At 37.8% G+C, this 20018-nt stretch carries 21 protein-coding genes; 15 read left to right on the plus strand and 6 right to left on the minus strand.

Features of this window, described 5'->3' with window-relative positions; translation table 11 throughout:
* Positions 1–81 precede the first annotated feature (81 nt).
* The 3 genes from CC204_RS14895 to CC204_RS14905 are packed head-to-tail and all read left to right on the plus strand — an operon-like array spanning position 82 to position 4265.
* Positions 82–1800 carry an ABC transporter ATP-binding protein gene (locus tag CC204_RS14895; RefSeq protein ID WP_088270893.1) on the plus strand — a complete coding sequence of 573 codons (1719 nt, stop codon included), beginning with the start codon at positions 82–84 and terminating at the stop codon, positions 1798–1800.
* Positions 1801–3600 (plus strand): ABC transporter ATP-binding protein, encoded by a 1800-nt coding sequence (locus CC204_RS14900; protein WP_088270894.1) that lies wholly within the window; start codon positions 1801–1803, stop codon positions 3598–3600.
* 26 nt (positions 3601–3626) lie between these two features.
* A complete protein-coding gene (locus CC204_RS14905) occupies positions 3627–4265 on the plus strand; it encodes a TMEM175 family protein (protein ID WP_088270895.1) in 639 nt (212 codons plus the stop codon).
* Positions 4266–4291: 26 nt separating this feature from the next.
* Here CC204_RS14905 and CC204_RS14910 read toward each other — a convergent pair whose 3' ends face one another.
* A complete protein-coding gene (locus tag CC204_RS14910) occupies positions 4292–4633 on the minus strand; it encodes a PepSY domain-containing protein (RefSeq protein ID WP_088270896.1) in 342 nt (113 codons plus the stop codon).
* Between the two features lie 245 nt (positions 4634–4878).
* Here CC204_RS14910 and pepA point away from each other — a divergent pair, with 245 nt between their 5' ends.
* The 11 genes from pepA to CC204_RS14965 all read left to right on the plus strand — a co-directional run bounded on the left by pepA (position 4879) and on the right by CC204_RS14965 (position 12743).
* Positions 4879–5955: a glutamyl aminopeptidase gene (pepA, locus tag CC204_RS14915; RefSeq protein WP_088270897.1), complete on the plus strand. Its 1077-nt coding sequence runs from the start codon at positions 4879–4881 to the stop codon at positions 5953–5955.
* 9 nt (positions 5956–5964) lie between these two features.
* The gene (locus CC204_RS14920) at positions 5965–6279 is read left to right on the plus strand and encodes a thioredoxin family protein (protein ID WP_088270898.1); all 315 of its coding nucleotides are present in this window, start codon (positions 5965–5967) and stop codon (positions 6277–6279) included.
* Positions 6280–6343: 64 nt separating this feature from the next.
* The gene (locus tag CC204_RS14925; protein ID WP_088270899.1) at positions 6344–6805 is read left to right on the plus strand and encodes a universal stress protein; all 462 of its coding nucleotides are present in this window, start codon (positions 6344–6346) and stop codon (positions 6803–6805) included.
* Positions 6806–6949: 144 nt separating this feature from the next.
* Complete coding sequence (locus CC204_RS14930) at positions 6950–7681, plus strand: GntR family transcriptional regulator (protein ID WP_088270900.1); 732 nt, start codon at positions 6950–6952, stop codon at positions 7679–7681.
* 19 nt (positions 7682–7700) lie between these two features.
* Positions 7701–8111: a PTS sugar transporter subunit IIA gene (locus CC204_RS14935; RefSeq protein ID WP_088270901.1), complete on the plus strand. Its 411-nt coding sequence runs from the start codon at positions 7701–7703 to the stop codon at positions 8109–8111.
* A gap of 11 nt (positions 8112–8122) precedes the next feature.
* The gene (locus CC204_RS14940; RefSeq protein WP_088270902.1) at positions 8123–8872 is read left to right on the plus strand and encodes a BtpA/SgcQ family protein; all 750 of its coding nucleotides are present in this window, start codon (positions 8123–8125) and stop codon (positions 8870–8872) included.
* The gene (locus CC204_RS14945; RefSeq protein WP_088270903.1) at positions 8869–9342 is read left to right on the plus strand and encodes a PTS sugar transporter subunit IIB; all 474 of its coding nucleotides are present in this window, start codon (positions 8869–8871) and stop codon (positions 9340–9342) included. Before CC204_RS14940 ends, CC204_RS14945 begins: the two co-directional genes overlap by 4 nt.
* Before the next feature lie 21 nt (positions 9343–9363).
* On the plus strand, positions 9364–10134 hold the full coding sequence (locus tag CC204_RS14950; RefSeq protein WP_088270904.1) for a PTS mannose/fructose/sorbose/N-acetylgalactosamine transporter subunit IIC: 771 nt from the start codon (positions 9364–9366) through the stop codon (positions 10132–10134).
* Positions 10118–10942 carry a PTS system mannose/fructose/sorbose family transporter subunit IID gene (locus CC204_RS14955; RefSeq protein WP_088270905.1) on the plus strand — a complete coding sequence of 275 codons (825 nt, stop codon included), beginning with the start codon at positions 10118–10120 and terminating at the stop codon, positions 10940–10942. The genes CC204_RS14950 and CC204_RS14955 overlap by 17 nt, the downstream gene beginning before the upstream one ends.
* Positions 10943–11033: 91 nt before the next feature.
* Positions 11034–11645, plus strand: coding sequence for a YtpR family tRNA-binding protein (gene ytpR, locus CC204_RS14960; protein WP_088270906.1), 612 nt, complete (start codon positions 11034–11036; stop codon positions 11643–11645).
* 297 nt (positions 11646–11942) lie between these two features.
* Complete coding sequence (locus tag CC204_RS14965) at positions 11943–12743, plus strand: MurR/RpiR family transcriptional regulator (protein WP_157894309.1); 801 nt, start codon at positions 11943–11945, stop codon at positions 12741–12743.
* Positions 12744–12829: 86 nt separating this feature from the next.
* Here CC204_RS14965 and CC204_RS14970 read toward each other — a convergent pair whose 3' ends face one another.
* The 3 genes from CC204_RS14970 to CC204_RS14980 all read right to left on the minus strand — a co-directional run bounded on the left by CC204_RS14970 (position 12830) and on the right by CC204_RS14980 (position 17080).
* Positions 12830–14257, minus strand: a complete 1428-nt coding sequence (locus CC204_RS14970) for a 6-phospho-beta-glucosidase (RefSeq protein ID WP_088270908.1) — start codon at positions 14255–14257, stop codon at positions 12830–12832.
* Complete coding sequence (locus CC204_RS14975; RefSeq protein WP_088270909.1) at positions 14241–15578, minus strand: PTS sugar transporter subunit IIC; 1338 nt, start codon at positions 15576–15578, stop codon at positions 14241–14243. Before CC204_RS14975 ends, CC204_RS14970 begins: the two co-directional genes overlap by 17 nt.
* Positions 15579–15787: 209 nt before the next feature.
* Positions 15788–17080: a S1C family serine protease gene (locus CC204_RS14980; RefSeq protein WP_088270910.1), complete on the minus strand. Its 1293-nt coding sequence runs from the start codon at positions 17078–17080 to the stop codon at positions 15788–15790.
* 425 nt (positions 17081–17505) lie between these two features.
* Between CC204_RS14980 and rlmH the strand changes: the two genes are divergently transcribed.
* Entirely contained in the window at positions 17506–17985 is a 480-nt protein-coding gene (gene rlmH, locus CC204_RS14985; protein WP_088271737.1) for a 23S rRNA (pseudouridine(1915)-N(3))-methyltransferase RlmH, read from the plus strand.
* A gap of 82 nt (positions 17986–18067) precedes the next feature.
* On the opposite strand, the gene CC204_RS14990 is transcribed toward rlmH, so the two are convergent.
* Both CC204_RS14990 and CC204_RS14995 read right to left on the minus strand, forming a co-directional pair.
* Complete coding sequence (locus tag CC204_RS14990; RefSeq protein WP_088270911.1) at positions 18068–19213, minus strand: tyrosine-type recombinase/integrase; 1146 nt, start codon at positions 19211–19213, stop codon at positions 18068–18070.
* Between the two features lie 153 nt (positions 19214–19366).
* Entirely contained in the window at positions 19367–19993 is a 627-nt protein-coding gene (locus CC204_RS14995) for a LexA family protein (RefSeq protein ID WP_088270912.1), read from the minus strand.
* Between the last annotated feature and the right edge of the window lie 25 nt (positions 19994–20018).

A 20018-nucleotide genomic window follows, 5' to 3' on the forward strand; every position in this document is an offset into this window, starting at 1 on the left:
GTAAGAAGCATCAATTAACAGTAAGACGAAAAATGACTGTCTATGCATAAACACTGGAAAATAGAGAAAAGAGGGAAATGAATGAAAAAAATAATCAAACGGCTTCCGCTAATGGCAACGGCAATGGCGATTTTATTTTTATTAGTGCAAACATTTAGTGATTTATATTTACCTACATTAACAGCCGAGTTGATCAATCAAGGAGTTGTTCCAAACGATCAAGCGGTGATTTGGCAAAAAGGACTGTCAATGCTGGGATTTGCGGTTATTAGTTTTGGCGGAGCGCTGATCAATATTTATATTTCAGCCAAAATTTCCTACCGTTTAGGAGGCGAGCTGCGTGAAGCCTTATTCAAAAAGATCACCTCATTTTCCCAAAAAGAAGTGGATCGTTTTGGTTCTTCTTCATTGATCACTCGAAATACCAATGATGTGACACAAGTTCAAAATTTGGTTGAGATGGGCTTGAAGTTTTTGATTTTAGCTCCATTTTATTTAGTTGGAGGAATTTATTTTGCGTATCGTTTAAGTCCGTCATTAACACTGATCTTTGTTTCTGTTACCCCAATCATACTACTTGTGTGTTGGCTGATTTTTCATTACACCAATCCTTTATTTGATAAAATGCAGCGAAAGATCGATCGATTGAACTTGATATTTAAAGAAGGATTAACGGGAATCAAAGTTATCCATGCGTTTAATAAAGAAGAGGTGGAATATCAACGCTATCAAAAAGAAAATGAATCGTATACCAAATTAGCGATTCGCTCAAACACAATATTTAGCTTCTTGATGCCTTTTATGACCTTGATGATGAGCCTGGCAACAATCGCAATCACATGGTTAGGCGCAGGTTTCATTGATACAGGACAGATGGAAATTGGGACGATGATGGGTGTTGTTTCATATGCAGCGCAAATTTTAATGGGGGTAGCTATTTTAACAATGGTGATTTCTTCTATTCCACGTGGACAAATTTCTGCTAAACGAATCAATGAAGTCCTAGATACAAAAAATGTGATTCAAGATGGTACAACTGAATTAGCGGAAAATCCCTCTATGATCGATCGAATTACTTTGGATCAAGTATCCTTCAGTTATGATGGCGCAGAGCAAGAAGCTTTAGCAAAGATCAACCTTTCTGTTAAATCTGGAGAAACTCTCGCAATTATCGGCAGTACAGGTTCAGGTAAAACAACTTTGGTCAATTTGCTTGATCGATTGTACGACCCGAGTCAAGGGACGATTCGTTTTAATGAGCAAATACTTACACAGCTTTCTCAGGAAGACTGGCATGAACAAGTTAGCTTAGTTCCGCAAGTGAATCAGCTATTTTTTGGAACGATTCGTGAAAATTTACTCGTAGGCAATCAAGCGGCAACAGACGCTGAACTATGGAAAGCTTTAGACTTGGCACAGGCGTCAGAATTCGTGCAAATACAAGGGGGTCTGGATGGAGCAGTAGAAAAAAATGGCGGCAACTTTTCTGGTGGTCAAAAGCAACGACTTTGTTTAGCCAGAGCGTTTATAAAACAAGCAGCACTCTATATTTTTGATGATTCCTTTTCCGCATTGGATTTTAAGACAGATGCAATGATTCAAAAAAATATGAAGAAAGACTTAAATCACGCAATCAAAGTGGTCGTTGCACAAAGGATCACTACAGTAAAAGAAGCGACGAAAATTCTCGTGCTCAATGAAGGTCGGGCAGTAGGTTTGGGCACGCATGAAGAGCTGGCGAAAACAAATCCAGTCTATCAGGAAATCATTCTTTCACAGGAAGAAAAGGAGGCAGCATAAATGAGTAAAAGTGGACCCATCGCTAGAGGAGTCAAAGCAAAACCAAAAAATCTAACAGGGACCCTCAAACGATTATTGAGTTATATGAAAGATAGTCGCTGGTTGATCGTTATGGTTGCTATAATAGCAATCACAGGAACATTACTTCAAGTAGTGAGCCCGAAAATCCTAGGAAATGCAACGACCTTGATTTTTGCAGGTGTAAAAGAGAAAACGGGAATTGATTTTACAAAGCTGGCAATGATTTTGTTGATTGTTGCATTGATGTATATAGATAAAGCCGTGACTGACTTTCTTCAACAATGGTTGATGACGATCGTTTCCCAAAATACGACTAAAAGATTGAGAAATGAGTTGAAGGCAAAAATCAATGAGTTGCCAAATGACTATTTTGATAAGCATTCAAATGGCAATTTGATGTCGATTGCGATCAATGATATGGATAATATTGCAACGATGCTTCAACAAAGTTTGACGCAATTACTTTCAAGCACGATTTTAATTATTGGTGTGCTTTGGTTGATGCTGACGATCAGTTGGAAGCTAACCTTGGTGGCGGGCTTGATTTTACCATTTAGTTTTTTGATTACCAAATTATTAACACCTAAAGCACAAGAAAATTTCAAAAAATATTTACATGTGCAAGGAAGTTTAAACGGACAAATCGAAGAGGCCTACAATGGTCATACGGTCATCAAAAGCTTTAATTATGAAAAAAAATCAGAACAACAATTTCAGACATTCAACCAAAACATGTATGAAGCTGGCTGGAAATCAAAATTTTTCGGTGGATCAATGATGCCGGCGATGATTTTATTAAAAAATATGGTGTATGTTGTCATTTGTACAATCGGTGCGGTCGAAGTAGCAGCAGGGGCGATTTTGATTGGGAATCTGCAGGCATTTTTACAATATTCAACACAGTTTTCACAACCAATCAGTCAGTTTTCTCAAATCTGGAGCGGCCTGTTATCGATTGTGGCATCTGCAGAACGTGTCTTTGAAGTATTAGACGAGGAAGAAAGAAAAAGTTATGAGCAATCGTTTCCTAATCGGTTGGCTGATGAGGCCAAAGTTCGTTTTGAGCATGTTCAGTTTGGGTATGGAGAAGAATTGTTGATGAAAGATTTTTCTTTAGCTGTTCAACCAGAAGAGACAATTGCGATCGTTGGCCATACAGGTGCGGGCAAGACGACGCTAGTTCACCTATTGCAGCGGTTTTACGAAATTTCCGGCGGCAGTATTACCATTGACGGTATCGACAGTCGAAATCTTACGCATGAACAACTACATCAAAAAATCGGAATGGTCTTACAAGATACTTGGCTTTTTTCAGGAACGATTTATGACAACATCAAATATGGCAATCCCAACGCAACGAAAGAGCAAGTCTATGCTGCAGCTAAAGCGGCATTTGTAGATGAATTTGTCCGGAAATTGCCTGAGGGCTATGACACAGTCTTGAATGAAGAAACAAATAATATTTCTCAAGGTCAACGACAACTGATCACGATCGCACGAGCATTCTTGGCTGATCCGGAAATCTTGATTTTAGATGAAGCAACATCAAATGTCGATACCAGAACAGAAATGTTGATTCAAAAAGCGATGAAACAATTATTAGTTGGGCGTACAAGCTTTGTAGTCGCACACCGTTTGTCTACGATTTATGATGCAGATAAAATCATCGTGATGGATCAGGGAGACGTTGTAGAAGCTGGCAATCATCAAGAACTGTTAGAAGCTGATGGCGTCTACTCTGATATTTATAATAGCCAATTCTTAAGTGCTGTGGCTTGATCGAGGCAATAAAGGAGGAGTGGTAGGTGGAAATTACAGGAAATAAATTAAGGATCGAATTATTCAGCGATGCAGTGATTGCTATTGTCATCACGATTGCAGCGCTGGAAATTCCGATTCCACAGGTTGGAGACTATTCTGGCTTTTTTGAGAGTCTGCTGACATTTGCAATCAGTTTTTTTATTGTCGCTGGGTATTGGAATGATCATCGTAAATTGTTTGAGCAGATCAAAAAAATCAATGAGCCGTTCGTGATCAGAAATACATGTTTCCTTTTTTCTTTAGTATTGATCCCAGTTTTTACTAGCTGGTCAATGACTGCTGTAGATAAACCGTTGCCGACAATAGCGTATGGCGTGTTACTGATGGTCATCAATGCAACTTTCAGCAGTTTATTCAAAAAGGGAATACCTTTAGTCATGAAGGGAAAGGAAGATCAAGAACAGTTAAAGCAGTTGTATGCGATAAGAGATCGGATTTATTATTTAGCGATTTTCTTAGTGATGCTTATCGGTTGGTTTATCCCGCAGGTAGCGCTTGTGCTATTCATTGGTGTACCGATCATCAGTTATTTTTTAAAAAGTAATGTGGAGGAGTCTGTTGGAAGAAAAAACAGGAACAGGCGACATATGTCTCGTAAAATAAGAAAGAGTAGAAAAAACTAGCGCCTAGTTTTTTCTACTCTTTCTCTTTAATCCTTGATTCTTTTTACATCGATTACAGTACCAGTAAAGGCATCTGCAGTAAATTCGTATTGTACCATCACGCCATCTTCTAAGCGCGAAATGCCGCCATTATAGGTTTTCGAATGAATCGCAAATTTGCGTAAGGGCTTTTTCTCGAATTCGATCCATGAGCCTTCGATCGGCCCTTCTTTTAAAAAGGCTTCTTTGACGTTTTCTAAAACCAAATCAGCATCAACCGTTCGTTTTTTTTGATACCATAATGTAGAAGCAATCCCACTTATGATACCCAGACTTACACCAATCGCTAAGCCGCCTTTGAAATAGCTTAATTCATTTTCTTCATTCATGGGAATAACCTCCGAGTATAGTCAATGTTTGTCGAAAAAACTCGACCTTTCTTCTATTCTAACACAACCTAGTGAAATAACGGAAAACAAAAAACGTGGGCAATTAAAAAAATTTGCGTTATAATAAATGGTGATATTAGATGAAAGGAGTATCTGCCGTTTCTGTATTGAGAGAGTGTTATTTTTACAGAAAAGAAAGGTTCATCCTTGAAGTTTAAAAAGGATAGCTGGCAGATAATACAACGATGGAAGAAAAAACATTTCAACGCATCAAAGAACTGACTGAACTACAAGGAACCAGCGGATTTGAAGACGATATTCGCGGCTATATGAAAAAGCATATGACGCCTTTAGTTGATGAGATCCAGTACGATGGTCTAGGTGGTATTTTTGGATTGAAGAGAGCAAAAGAGCAAGATGCACCGCGTGTAATGGTTGCAGCACATATGGATGAAGTTGGCTTTATGCTGACTCAAATCAAAGACAACGGCTTATTCCAAGTCGTACCTTTAGGCGGTTGGAATCCTTACGTTGTTTCCGCACAACGTTTTACGTTAAAAACAAGCAAAGGAAATTATCCATGTATTTCCTCTTCTGTGCCACCACACTTATTACGTGGGACAAGCGGTCAAAAACAGCTTGAAGTAACCGATGTGTTATTTGATGCCGGATTTGAATCGAAAGAAGAAGCAGAAAGCTTTGGTGTCCGTCCAGGAGACTCGATCGTCCCTCAAACAGAAACGATCAAAACAGCAAATGGTAAAAATATCATCAGTAAAGCTTGGGATAATCGTTACGGCTGTACATTAGTATTAGAAGCGCTGGAAGAATTACAAAATGAGCAATTAGGTCATACGCTGATCGCTGGCGCCAATGTTCAAGAAGAAGTTGGTTTGCGTGGTTCTAAACCATCTGTTCATAAGTTTAAACCAGATTTATTCTTTGCAGTCGACTGTTCAGCTGCCGATGATCTCCAAACGAAAAAAGGAACATATGGTCATTTAGGTGAAGGAACGCTATTACGTATCTATGATCCAGGTTTGATCACATTACCTCGTGTCCGTGAATACTTACTGGATACTGCAGCGACACACAATATTCCATATCAATACTTTGTTTCTAAAGGCGGTACAGATGCAGGTGCGGCTCATACAACCAATAATGGTGTTCCAAGTACCGTGATCGGCGTGTGTGGACGCTATATCCATACGCATCAAACGATGTTTAACATCAAAGACTACGAAGCGGCACGTGAAATGCTGATCCAAGTCTTAAAAGGCTTAGACAAAACCACTGTAAATACGATCATTTACGGAAAGTAGAGGCAGAATATGATCATTCCAACGTCTTATGAAGAATTAGCGGGCTATGTTGACAAAGAAAAAAGTGTCTTTTTCTTTACTGCTGATTGGTGTGGTGATTGTCGATATATCAAGCCAGCCATGCCTGAGATCGAAGCCGAATTCTCAGACTTTCAATTTATTGAAGTCGATCGAGATAAATTTATCGATCTAGCTGCAGAGTGGAATATCTTTGGGATCCCAAGCTTTGTCGTAACAGATAATGGCAAAGAGCTGGGCCGTTTGGTCAATAAAGATCGCAAGACTAAAGAAGAAATCACCACTTTTTTGAACAGTCTTCGTTAAGTAGAAGTAAGTAGTCAAAGAGCCAGTGTCAGAATCAAATGAACTTGATTGGGAGATGGGTATCATGTTAACACAAACATATAAAAATATTTTAGTCGGTATCGATGGCAGTGATCAAGGAAATTTAGCCTTTGAACAGGCAGTTGAAGTTGCTCGAAGAAACAATGGACGTGTCATTGTTGTTCATGTCATAGAAAACCAGGTATATACTATGATGGGCTATTCATCCTTGAACGATAATCTGTTGGATCAAGAAACAGAAACTGCAAAAGAATTACTGGCAGATTGTGAAACGTATGCTAAGAGTGTCGATTTCACTCAAGTAGAAACCGTTGTAACCTATGGGTCTGCTAAAGATGTGATGTGTAATGATTTACCGAAAAAATACCAGATCGATTTGATCATGGTGGGACAATCTGGACTGAATGCAGTCGAACGTTTTATGATCGGCAGTGTCAGCAGCTATATTATTCGGAATGCCCCTTGTGACGTGTTGATTGTTCGTCCTGATAAAAAGAAGAAGTAAATTTCTCTAGGATCAACAAAATTGAAGAAGAATAGAAAAGAAGAATGCTACGGAAAGAAAAAATTCTTTCTTGACATTCTTCTTTTTTTTGTTAATATTAAGACGTATTAAGACGTATTAAAAAGAGGACGAGGTGAGAGCAACATGGATAAATTAGAATCAAATAAAAAAGCACCACTATACAAGCAATTGTATGATGCCATTTTAAATAAAGTCAGAAGTGGTGAATATCAGGTTGGAGATAAAATTCCTTCAGAAGAACAGTTGATGACGATTTATGGCATAAGCCGAGTCACTGTTCGTAACGCAGTCAAACAATTAGTGGATGAAAATATCCTAGTCAAGCGACATGGAAAGGGTACGTTTGTATCAATGCCATCCTACGTAGAAAGCATGACAGCTGGTGGTAGTTTTACTGAATCAGGACTAAAAATGAATCGCAAACCAACGACGAAAATCGTATCGATCAGCTCAAAGGAAGCAACAGGACATGTAGCAGAAGCGTTGGGTATCGAAAAAAATAGCGAAGTGATCGTGATCGAGCGTATTCGTTCGCTAGATAATATTCCGGCAATTTTTGAAATCGATTACTTTAGAAAAGAAGATGATTTTATGTTGGATTTGGACCTAACAGATACTTCTTTACTGGATGTTTTACGGCAGCACAGCGGTGTGATCGCTGGTTATTTTGATAATATCATTGAAATTGCTTTGGCAGATGAAAAATTAGCAGAAGCGTTAAGCATTGATGAGGAAGAAGCTTTAGTCAAAATCAACCAAACTGTTGTTGACAATGACAATCAAATTCTATATTTCAATGAACAGTATATTCGCAGCGAATCATACAAAGTCGCTATTCGCTCATATAATAAATAAAGTGAAAGAGGGTAGGGAAATGAGAAGGCTCTATATTGCTTCACATGGCGATTTTTCTAAAGGAATCAAGCATTCCTTAGAAATGATCGCTGGCAATGCTGCGGCTGCAGTTAGTACGTACAGCTTATATCCAGGAGAAAGTGCTGTTGATTTTACCCAAACGTTAAAAAAGAAAATCGCACAAGCACCCGGAGATGAATTTGTTCTTATGGGCGATTTATTTGGAGCAAGTGTAGTTAATGAATTGCTCGAACTATCTACATTTGAAAATGTAATCGTTTTATCTGGTATGAATTTAAATTTAGCTTTGGAAATCCTACTAGCTAGTCCAGAAAAATTAACGGAAGAAAAGATTCAGGAGATTATTCAAAATGCCCAACAGGGGATTCAGCGAGTTAGTATCGAATACTTAGAAAATGATGATTTTTAGGAGGAGAATAGATGAGTAAAAAAACTGATTTTTTAGCGATGTTTTCAGTTGAAAAGCCGATCATTGGCGTGATCCATTTAAAAGGTGAAACAGAAGAAGAAATTCAGGAACGCGCCAAAAAAGAGATTCAAATTTATGTGGAGCAAGGCATAGACGGGATTTTGATGGAAAACTATTATGGTGATTATGTCCAGCTGGAAAAAGCGTTACAATATATCACTTCGTTGAATTTATCCCTTCCGATCGGCGTCAATGTTCTAAATATGGACCCGCTTGGTTTTCATCTAGCGAATAAATATGATTTACAGTTTCTGCAAATCGATTCAGTTGTTGGTCATGTAAAACCGAGAGATGAAGCCTCCTTACAAGAATTTTTCAACCTATATCGAGCAAAAACGAAAGCCAAGTTGATCGGCGGCGTTCGCTTTAAATATCAGCCACTATTATCTGAAAAGTCAGTTGAAGCCGATCTACACATTGCCCAAAAGCGCTGTGATGCTATTGCGGTGACTGAAAATGCTACAGGCGAAGAAACGTCTATGGAAAAAATCGAATTGTTCAGACGTGAGTTGCCAGAGTTTCCATTGATTGTCGCAGCCGGTTTGAATGACAACAACGTGAAGGAGCAATTAGCTATTGGTGATGCAGCGATCGTTGGCAGTAATTTCAAAGATACACGAAAAGACACTGGAGATATCTACGCTCCCTATGTCGCTAGTTTTATGAAAATCGTGAAAGAGGTAAGAGGTGAGCAAGCATGATTAAAATGACAAGAGTAGACCATCGTTTGATCCACGGACAAGTCGGCTTTACCTGGACAAAATTTTTAGAAGCAGATTGTATTTTGATCGCAAGTGACGCGCTAGTTGCTGATCCATTGAAAATGAGTGCAATGAAAATGGCCAAACCTTCGGGCGTCAAATTAGTTATGAAAAGCATCGATGATTCTGTCACTGCACTTAATTCAGGCGTAACAGACAAATACAAATTATTTATTTTATGTGAATCCGTTGCAGACATGTATCGCTTAGTAAAACAGGTTCCAGCCATTAAAGAAGTCAATTTGGGCGGAATGAAAAATGGTGAAGACCGTAAGCAAATTTCAAAGGCTGTTCATTTATCAGAAGAAGATATTGCTCAAATCAATGAGCTGACGAATGAAGGGATCGAGTTGACTGTTCAGCTAGTTCCAGATGATCAAAAAGTTGCAGTAAGTAAGTTGTTAGCCTAAACAAATAGGAGGTTCAAACAGATGGAAGTGACATTTATAAACGTACTATTGATGTTTTTGATTGCTTTTTTTGCTTACATGCATAGCTGGTTCGGCTCAACGATGTGGAATCGTCCTATTGTCGTTGCACCGTTGGTCGGGTTGGCATTGGGCGATTTAGATACAGGAATCAAACTTGGTGCAACGCTGGAATTGGTGTTCATGGGTGCGTTCCCCGTGGGTGCCAGCAATCCACCTGACTTTGTTTCAGGCACGATCATTGCGACAGCTTATGTGATCATGAGCGGTCAGTCGATTTCTAGTGCAGTTGTTCTGGCGGTTCCAATCGCCACATTGGTTCTACTGATCGACAATCTACAAATGACCTTCTTACTTACCGGTGCTAGTCATTTAGCTGATAAAGAAGCCAAAAAAGGAAATATCAAAGGAGTAGAACGAATTCAGATCATTGCGGGGATCGGCAATAAAGTACTGTTAGCTCTGATCGTAGCTCTAGGCTTTTACTTGGGCGTTCCGTTTATCGAAAAAGTACTATCCTATGTTCCTGATTTTATTACGCACGGGTTGGATATTGCAGCAGGAATCATTCCCGCAATTGGGTTTGCTATGTTGGCACGAATGATGGTAACGAAAAAAATGATTCCATTTTTGCTCTTCGGCTTTTTATTAGCAGCGTATCTAAATATTTCTGTTGTAGGGATCGCTTTATTTGGGATCGTCGTCGTACTGCTTTATATGAACATGAGTGATACTCAAACGAAGGAGGCTGCCGTTGATGACAACGAATTCTAAAGAAACGAAAACAGCTATCACAAAAAAAGATTTTTGGTCTGTATTTTTCCGCTCGTTAACCTTAGACTCGTCTTGGAACTATGAACGGATGCAGAATTTAGCTTATGCATACGCGATGGCTCCGATTTTACGTAGGTTATACAAAAATAATGATGAAAAGAAAGAAGCTTTGGAACGCCATCTAGAGTTTATGTCTGTCACTCCGCATATTTCTACTTTGCTATTAGGGATTTCCGGAGCGATGGAAGAGGAAAATGCTAAAAATCATGAGTTCAACTCAGCAAGTATCAACGCGGTAAAAACAAGTTTGATGGGCCCTATGTCAGGGATTGGTGATTCATTTTTCTGGGGCACATTAAAAGTTATTGCGACAGGTGTAGCTATTTCATTATCTAAACAAGGAAACATTTTCGGACCGATCGCCTTTTTGCTGATCATCAATGTTCCTCATTTTATTTTACGCTATATTTGCTTAGACAAAGGCTTCAAGTTAGGTGCTAAATTTTTCAGTGATGTCGGTGATAGCGGTGTGATCGAAAAAATCACGACGGCAGCTTCTATCCTAGGATTGATGGTTATCGGCGGAATGACCGCTTCCAATGTTGTCTTCGAATTAACAGCCAAAGTCGGCTCAGGAAAAATTGCGACGCCATTACAGGAATATGTGGATCAAATCATGTTAGGCTTCTTTCCAGCACTGTTTTTCTTAGTCATTTATTGGCTACTAGGGAAAAAAGTCAAGACGACGACTTTGTTAGTAGGAGTGATCGTTGTATCTATTTTATTTGCGGCATGGGGGATCGCGTAAAGAGATCAACAAATTCTATGTGCAACTTTCTTCTTTTTTTGTTACTATAGGACAGGAGAGATTTTAGAACAGTATTTATAGGAGGAAAAAAATGATTTTTGCATATAATAAAGAACATGTTGGTGACGTATTGTTCGTCATCGCAGCAGATGATAAAGGACAAGAAAATCACGTTGAACGTAAGGGAAATGTTGCCCGCATCAGCGCTGATGGGCAAGTCGTTGCGTGGAATATTTTCGAAGCATCGACGATTTTAGGGACGATCGAAGGGACTGGACAAGTTGAATTGACTGATGAACAATTAGATAAGTTAAATCAAGAACTGACAGCAGCTGGGTTTTCAGAAACGTTAGCTGTAGATCATGACCCAAAAATCGTTGTTGGCTTTGTCAAATCATGTAAGAAACATCCAGATTCAGATCATTTATCGATCACACAAACAGAAGTAGATAATGGAGAAGTCCTTCAAATCGTTTGTGGAGCGCCAAATATCAAAGCCGGTCAAAAAGTCGTTGTAGCAAAACCTGGTGCAATGATGCCGGATGGTTTGATGATTTGGCCAGGCGTATTACGTGGTGTGGAAAGCTATGGTATGATCTGTTCAGCAAGTGAACTTCATTTACCAGATGCACCGGCGAAAAAAGGAATTTTAGAATTACCATTCGATGCAATAGTAGGCGAAAAATTTGCTGTAGGGAAATAGAAAATACCTCGAGTTAAAAGTGAACTAGCATTTCAAAGTTAAAATGAGTCCTCAAGATTTTTTTGTGACTCGTTTTAACTTTTATTTATTTTTAGAGTTATGAATGAGGATGGAAAATAACCTCTTTCTAAATGCTAAACATCAAGAGCTGAAATAGAGAATACTTTATCATCAAAAACGAATCATAGATAAACAATATCGCGCAGCGCTTGTCTAGTTCTCGTAGTTAAGCACTTCTGTCCCAATCTTGCTTCTGTTATACTTACATTAAACATATTTATTATGGAGGACGATAGAATGGAGAAGGCGAGTATTGTGGGCAAGCTTCAGGATCTTGTGATTTCCACGACAGAAGGAAATATCAATACAACGATTGCACGTAGCTTGCTAAAAAAAGTCGGGCATGATGTTGCTGATATTTCAATTGAATCTTTAGCAGAAGAATGTTTTACCTCTACAGCCAGTATTAGCCGTTTTTCTAAAAAGTTAGGTTATTCAAAATTTTCTGATATGAAGCAAGCCTTCATTGATTACCAGTCTAATACAAAAAAGTTCATCAATAAAAATAATTTTGAATTATCAATTAATCAACGTGACAGTAGCCATTCTTTAAACGAATACATCAAAAAAATAACACAATCGTTTCAAGAATTAGAAAAGAATCTTGATCTAGAGCAAATAGATCATTTATGCGAGCGTATTTATACGACTGAAAATGTGTATTTTTTTGGCACTCATAGCTCAGGCTTATTATTGGAACAATTGCAATATTTATTTTTTTCATGTGGGAAATATATTACTTATTTTAATGGACGAATGAGTCAGCGAAAGGCGTTTCAGCAAATCGAAAAAAATAGCTTAGTGATCATTCTTTCCACTGAGGGGAACTATTTTTTAAAATTTAGTGATCTATTATTCAATATGTCCTCTGGTGACAATTATACAGTATTAATTACTCAAAATGATCAAATGAAAATTGCTAATATTTTTGATGAAGTCCTATTTTTAGGAAATAGTACAATCAAAAAAGCTGCTCCTTATCAGGCACAGCTCTTTATTGATATTTTGTATTCTCGCTATTGTCAATTATATTCATAAGGATAAAAAAAGACTATTAGAGACTAAAGAATGGTTTAAATTAGATCGTTCCTCGCTAAATGTAGTCTTTTTCTAGTGTTTCTAATTTATATGATTTCGCCATTTGTTTCAATGACTTTTTGGTACCAACTGAAACTATCCTTTTTATACCGTTTCCTTGTTCCTTTCCCTTCATCATCTAAGTCTACGTATATAAAGCCATATCGCTTACTCATTTCACCAGTTCCTGCACTGATCAGATCAATACAGCCCCACGTCGTATAGCCAATTAGATCTACTCCGTCTTTTACAGCTTCTGCCATTTGCTCGATATGACTACGAAAATAATCAACGCGGTATTCATCATGAATATGCTCACCAGTTCGTTCATCTTTTGCACCTAACCCATTTTCTACAATAAAAAGGGGACGCTGATAGCGCTGATAAATCTCGTTGATGGTGATCCTAAACCCTAAGGGATCGATTTGTCTGCCCCAGCCTGCATCTTTCAAATAGGGATTTCGAACACTGGCCATTGCATTTCCTTCAATAAGGTTACGTCGTAACTCGTTATCGACGGTTTCTAACCGACTTGTATAATAACTAAAGGCAATAAAGTCAGCGGTATATTCTGCTAGCAGCGCTAACTCTTCCTGTGAGCGATTCAGTTGTATGCCATTTTCTTCAAAATAGCGTTGCGAAAAGTACGGATAGGTACCATTCACTTGAACATCTATAAAGAAGTATTGGTCACGGCTACGTTCTATGGCTGCTTGGATATCTTTGGGATTACAGGTATAGGGGTAAACGCTTCCCGCTGCTAGCATACAGCCGATTTGCATCGTTGGATCAATACTCTTAGCTAGCTTTGTCACTTCTGCCGAAGCAACTAGTTGATGATGAGCTGCTTGAAAAACCGCACTTTTTTCATTAGTGATAAGTCCTCCAGCTAAAAAGGGATTTCTTAAGATCATATTGATTTCATTAAAGGTGATCCAATAAGTTACTTTTTTATGGTAACGTCTAAACAACGTTTCACAATATCGTTTATAAAAAAGGATCAACTGTTGATTTTCCCAGCCTCTATATGTTTGTGAAAGATAGAGCGGTGTATCAAAATGATTGATAGTCACGATCGGTTCAATGTTGTATTTTAGTAATTCATCAAAAAGATCATCATAAAATTTAAGACCTGCTTCATTAGGTTCCATTTCATCTCCTTTGGGAAATATTCTGGGCCAGCTAATGGATGTTCGTAAACATTTTATTCCTAACTCAGCTAATAACTTGATATCTTCTTTATACTGATGATAAAAATCGATTGATTGATGGCTTGGATAGTAATCAAAGGTTTGTTCAAAGGCATAGTTTGGATCTTTTAAACTGTGTTTGCGTTTTTCTCCTACAGGTAATATATCAATGATCGACTGACCTTTCCCGTCTTCTAAATAGGCTCCTTCTGACTGATTCGCAGCCAAGGCTCCACCCCATAAAAAATCTTCTTTAAATTTTTTCAACTCATTCACCTGCTTCATTCTTTTCGTTACTGATTTCCTTAGCCAGCTGTGCTTCTTCTAAAATTGCTTGCCGATCTGCTGCTTTGAAAAATGGCAACCAGAGGACAACTTGGATTACGATCAAGACCGCTTGAACGATCAATATAGGTGTCCCGCCTTCTAACCAACCATAGACTAGAGCTGGCGTTCCTAAAGGGAGTTGAATGCCTCTTAACGTTTCAATGATATGAAACACTTGTAGCAAGTAAGGGATAACAAACATTAAAATAGGACCAATGAGAAAAGGAATAAAAAATACGGTATTTAAAACCATTGGAACGCCAAAAATAACTGGTTCATTGATTCCAAAGAAAGTAGCCGGTAAAGCCATTCTCCCTAATTTTTTATAACGATCACTTTTAGCTGTGAATGACATCAAAAGTGCTAATCCCAACAAAGCCCCAGAACCACCTAAATTGGCATATGTTCCGTAATGTTGATACGTAATGGCGTTTGGTAATTGCTCTCCAGCTTCAAAAGCAGCTAAGTTCATCAAGCTGAGTGGAATAAAAACAGTTTGTAGGACTGGACGAATAATCATATAACCATGTATTCCAAAGAACCATAGAAGTTGAGCAAAAACGATCAAAATGATAAATGAAATCGGACTATTTCCTAAATTCTGTAAGGGACCACCCAAAATAGTATAAATGAAATTATTGGCATCCCCATAAGAGGTCATTTCAAATCCAAATCGAATAAGAGAAAAAATACTTGTTAGGATAAAAGCAGGTGCAATTGATGCAAATGATTTTGCGATAGTTGGCGGAACACTGGCTGGCATTTTAATAACGATTCCTCGTTTAATGATCGCACAATAGATGATTGGGATGATCATTCCTAAAATAATGCCCATAAACATGCCTTTTGCACCCAAATATTCTGTTGATAAAGCATTAAGAATCGTGATCTTCTCACCTGATTCCAATTGATGCTCCATTCCGTTAGGTAACATCATAAAGAATAGCACTAATGAAAGAAGTGCAGAAAAAAAGGCATCTTTTTGAAATCCTAATTTTATCGTTAAATTATAGGCTATGGCACAAACGACATACAGAGCGATCATATCGGTCGTTACTTTGGAAGCATAGCTTAAAATAGTAGCTAAATGAGTGACTTTTAAAAAATTCTGATAGAGTTCAAATTGCATGCTGGATAGCAATGTAAAAATTGCCCCCAACATTGTAATCGGTAAAATCATTGAAAAACCATCTGAAATAGCACTCATGTATTTATTGTTTTGGAATTTTATTGCTATGGGCATTAAGCGATTATTAATTATTTCCTCAATTTTATTCATTCGTTTTACTCTCCTGATTTTTTTGTAATCGATTACAAAAAAATCATATCACAAGAGGTTCAAATAAAAGGAGACAATATTTGTAAGACTTACAAAATCTGTATTTTTTACAAAGTTTGTAAGTTTTGAAGAGTCTTTAGTGAAAAATTTACTGTAGGAAAACAAAAAAAGCGGGACATCATTTTGGAAGATGTCCCGCTTTTTTTATGTTATTCATTTGTTTGAGCATTTGATTTTAAAGCTGTTTGGTCGATCGTTAATTCAACATTGACACTTTGTTCTTTCCCATCACGGTAGAAGGTGACTTTCATTTTATCGCCGACTTTTTTCTTATACAGTGCACTTTGTAATTCTGTCACTGAGCTGATATCTTCATCATCGATTTTTGTGATGACATCGTATCGTTCAAGCCCCGCTTTGTCTGCTGGAGTTGCAGTTTGGACAGTACGGACAAGGACCCCAGTTTGAACATCTTCAGGCAAGTTCAAAATTTCTTTTCTTTGCTGAGTTGAGACATTCGTTAATTCTTCCATTGAAATACCTAATGCTGGACGAGTCACTTTCCCATCTTTTTCTAGCTGATTGATGATATTGACTACGTCGTTACTAGGAATCGCAAAGCCCATTCCTTCAACGCTGACTTGACTTTCAGATTGAACGATCTTAACGGAGTTGATTCCGATGACTTGACCTTCGATGTTGACTAAAGGACCGCCGGAGTTCCCTGGATTGATCGCTGCATCTGTTTGGATCGCATTGATGTTGATTGCTTGTCCATTGTTTTCATTTTGGATATTTCTGTTAACAGAAGAGATGATCCCTTGTGTTACAGAGTTAGCGTAAGCAGAACCCAATGGAGAACCGATCGCTAAGGCTGGCTCACCGATTTTTAGTTTATCTGAGTTGCCGAATTCTGCGATTGAATCAACTTTATCAGAAGAAATCTTGATCACCGCAAGGTCAGTGTATGAGTCTGTGCCGACTAACTCGCCTTGTACTTTTGTTCCATCATGTAGTACAACTTCAAGACCTTTTGCCTGATCGACTACGTGATTATTCGTAACAACATACGCTGTTTTGCCGTCTTTCTTATAAATGACCCCACTACCTTCACTGGCTGCTTCAAGGTCACTGCCGTTCGATTCCTCACCATTTGATTCGCTGCCATTTTGACCGCCAAATAAGCTGCCAAAATCAGAATTTTGGCTAGTATTTTGTAAGTTGATCACGGAAACCACAGAGTTTTGGACTTTTTCTACCGCTTTTGTAACATCACTGTTGACGTCTAGGCTGACATTTGTAACTTTCGTATCACCTTTGTTCTCTTTCACAGTTGTATTTGTCGTTGTATTATTAGAAGAAGAATTTTGTCCCGTAATCGCGTAAGCCCCGCCAAAAGCTAAAGCCCCACCAAGTAACCCTCCGACTAAACCAATCCCAAATTTTTTGAATACGCCATTTTGTTTTTTATCTGAATCAGGTGTAACATCTTTTCTTTGCATATAAGCAACCTCCTAATTATCTATCATTATTTATTATATTTAGTATAGTCTTTCAAGACAACTTTAGTCTACCGAACAGCTTTGAATTTTTTATGAACAAGTTAGGGAGAAAAACAGATATAAACAATGAAAAAATGTTTTGAACACGCTACTTATACACAAGAATATGTGAAAAACTATCGAAAAAGGGAGGAAAACTCCTGTGAAAAAGTTATCCACAAAATGTGGATAATGTGGAAAAGTAAATGGGAATATGTGTTTGTATCTAAAAATACCATGAAATAAAGGATAAATGACCTTAGTTCTGTGGATAAGTCTGTGCATATGTGCATAACTTTGTGGGAAAGTATGTGGAAGAGTAAAATCATTCATGATAAAATTGTTAACAACTGAAAGAATCAAACATAGGAAGAGACGTGAATCTGTTGAAAATAAAAATCATTACAGTAGGTAAGCTAAAAGAGAAATATCTGGTTCAAGGAATCAATGAATACTTAAAACGACTGCAAAGCTATGCGAAGGTTGAAATCATCGAAGTCGCAGACGAGAAAGCACCAGAGAATCTAAGTGAAGCAGAAATGCTGCAGGTCAAAGGCAAAGAAGGCGAACGGATCTTGGCGAAAATTTCTGATCAGGATCATGTATTTGTTTTAGCGATCAATGGCAAGCAGTATAGCAGTGAGGAATTTTCAAAAGAAATTGAACAGTTGGGGATCGATGGAAAAAGTCAATTAGCCTTTGTGATCGGCGGGTCACTTGGGCTAAGTGATGAGGTGATGAAGAGAAGCCAAAAGCAGATGTCGTTTGGCAAGCTGACTTATCCACATCAGCTGATGCGGTTGGTATTGGTGGAGCAGATTTATCGCGGATTTCGGATTATGCGGGGGGAACCTTATCATAAATAAAATATGTATGAATCCTTATTTGTTAAGGATTTATGTTATGTTCATCAATTCGATAATGTGAAAAGGGGCATAAAAGGGGCAATTATAGTTCGATTTCTTCGAGGGCTTCTATAATGTCCCTTTTCATTTCTTCAGTAACATGGGTATAAATTCTTGTTGTTATTTCTGCATCGGTATGACCTACCCGTTCCATGATGGCCTTTATAGGTATTCTCTTTTCAGCCAGCATTGAGATATGAGTGTGCCGGAGAATGTGGGAAGATAGGTTTTTATCAACGCCAGCATGCTTCGCAGCGCGTTTCAATGAATCATTAAAATTACATATTGCTATAGGGTTGCCAAGAAGACTTGAGAAAAAGAAACCTTTATCAGTGAAGCGCTTGGAAATGTTCAGATTGTTTTCCAGTTTGCATTCATTCAATATATCCACAGCACGCTGGTTCAATTCTACTTTTCTGATGGCTGCAGCAGTCTTTGGCAACGTTTTGTGCAGCTCAGGGGTCCCTTTTGTTGTATAGTCCAGTGTTCCATCAATATTCAATATATTAGCATCTAAACATGAATAATCTAAGGCAATAGCTTCTCCAAACCTTACGCCAGTGAGTGCCATGAACTCAGCCAAATCAGCAAACCGTTTGCTTTTAAATAAGTTACGCTGAATAAAGAGTATTTTTTTCAGTTCATCCTTTTCCAGATATTTGTTTTCAATTTTTTCTAAGTCTTCATATTTCATTGCTTTCTGGTGAATGGTTACGTCATTGACTGGGTTGTGTTCGATCAAGTTTTTCTTTCGTGCATGCTCCAAAATAATTCTGATAAGCGATTTACAATTTTTCACAGTGGAAAGTGAGTAATTATCTTCATAGTATAGTTTATCTAATCCCTGTTGGATCAGTGGGGTATCAATATTTTTCACAATTATATCGTCTTTCAGGAATCTGCGAATGAGCTTCACATTCCATTCGTTGCGCCAGTATGTTGTTTCTTTGACGGTATGTTTGTATTTTTCCAGCCATTCTTCAAGGACATTTTTAAAGGTGTCCGATCCTTCTATTTTAATAGATAGCCGTTTGCGTATTTCCTCATTTAAGTATCGTTGAGCCTTATTCTGAGCTTGTCTTGAATTACTCAAAAGCGTAACTGATACAGTACGGTATTTTTCTGTGTAAGGGTCAGTGTATCTTTCCCGATACTTAAATTTACCGTCATATGTTTTTTCCATCCACATTGTTCATACACTCCTATTTGTGTTAAAATAGGCATAGTAAATAAGCCTATTTAGGTTTTATTTTGATTAGTACATCCACTTAGCTTGCCGGCAGGGGGATGTATTTTTTGTTCAGAAAATTCCTAGACATTTTATCTATTCCATTTTAGAATTCTATAAATTGTAAATCACTTGTACGGCTTTTCCTATAATTCTAGCAGGCATATCAGAAGTAACGATGATAGGCTGATAATTAGGGTTGTCAGCAATCAGAAGCATAATTCCATTTTGTCTTTTTACTCTTTTTAGTGTTGCTTCTGTATCTCCATTCAACTGAACAGCAGCTACTTCTCCATCTTCTACTTCGGGTTGCAATCTTATTAACACTTGAGAGCCATTAGGGATTCCAGGGCTCATACTATCACCGCGAATATCTAAAGCAACAATATCACCAGAAGGGAGACTGGATGCTACCATTGGAATATATTGTTCAATATTTTGATCTGCAATAATTGGTTTTCCAGCAGCTATTTCACCCAAAACAGGAACTTGTACTATCTTCTCTATAAAAACAAGATTAGATGGCTTACTGAAATCGATTCCCAAAAGATATTCTGGTTTAACACTAAATGCTCTAGCGAAGTCATCAACTCTATTTAAAGGAAATTCTCTTGTCCTATTAAAATATCTAGACACAGCTGATTTCGCCATATTTACACGGCGAGCAATTTCGCTAATAGATAGATGTTTCTCTTCTTTTAGTTGGTCTAAGATATCCATTATTTCATCATTTGATCTCATTTTCTCACCTCTTTTAAGTAATATA

Origin of the sequence: Enterococcus wangshanyuanii (genome assembly GCF_002197645.1) — a bacterium.
In the GTDB taxonomy this organism is placed as follows: domain Bacteria; phylum Bacillota; class Bacilli; order Lactobacillales; family Enterococcaceae; genus Enterococcus_L; species Enterococcus_L wangshanyuanii.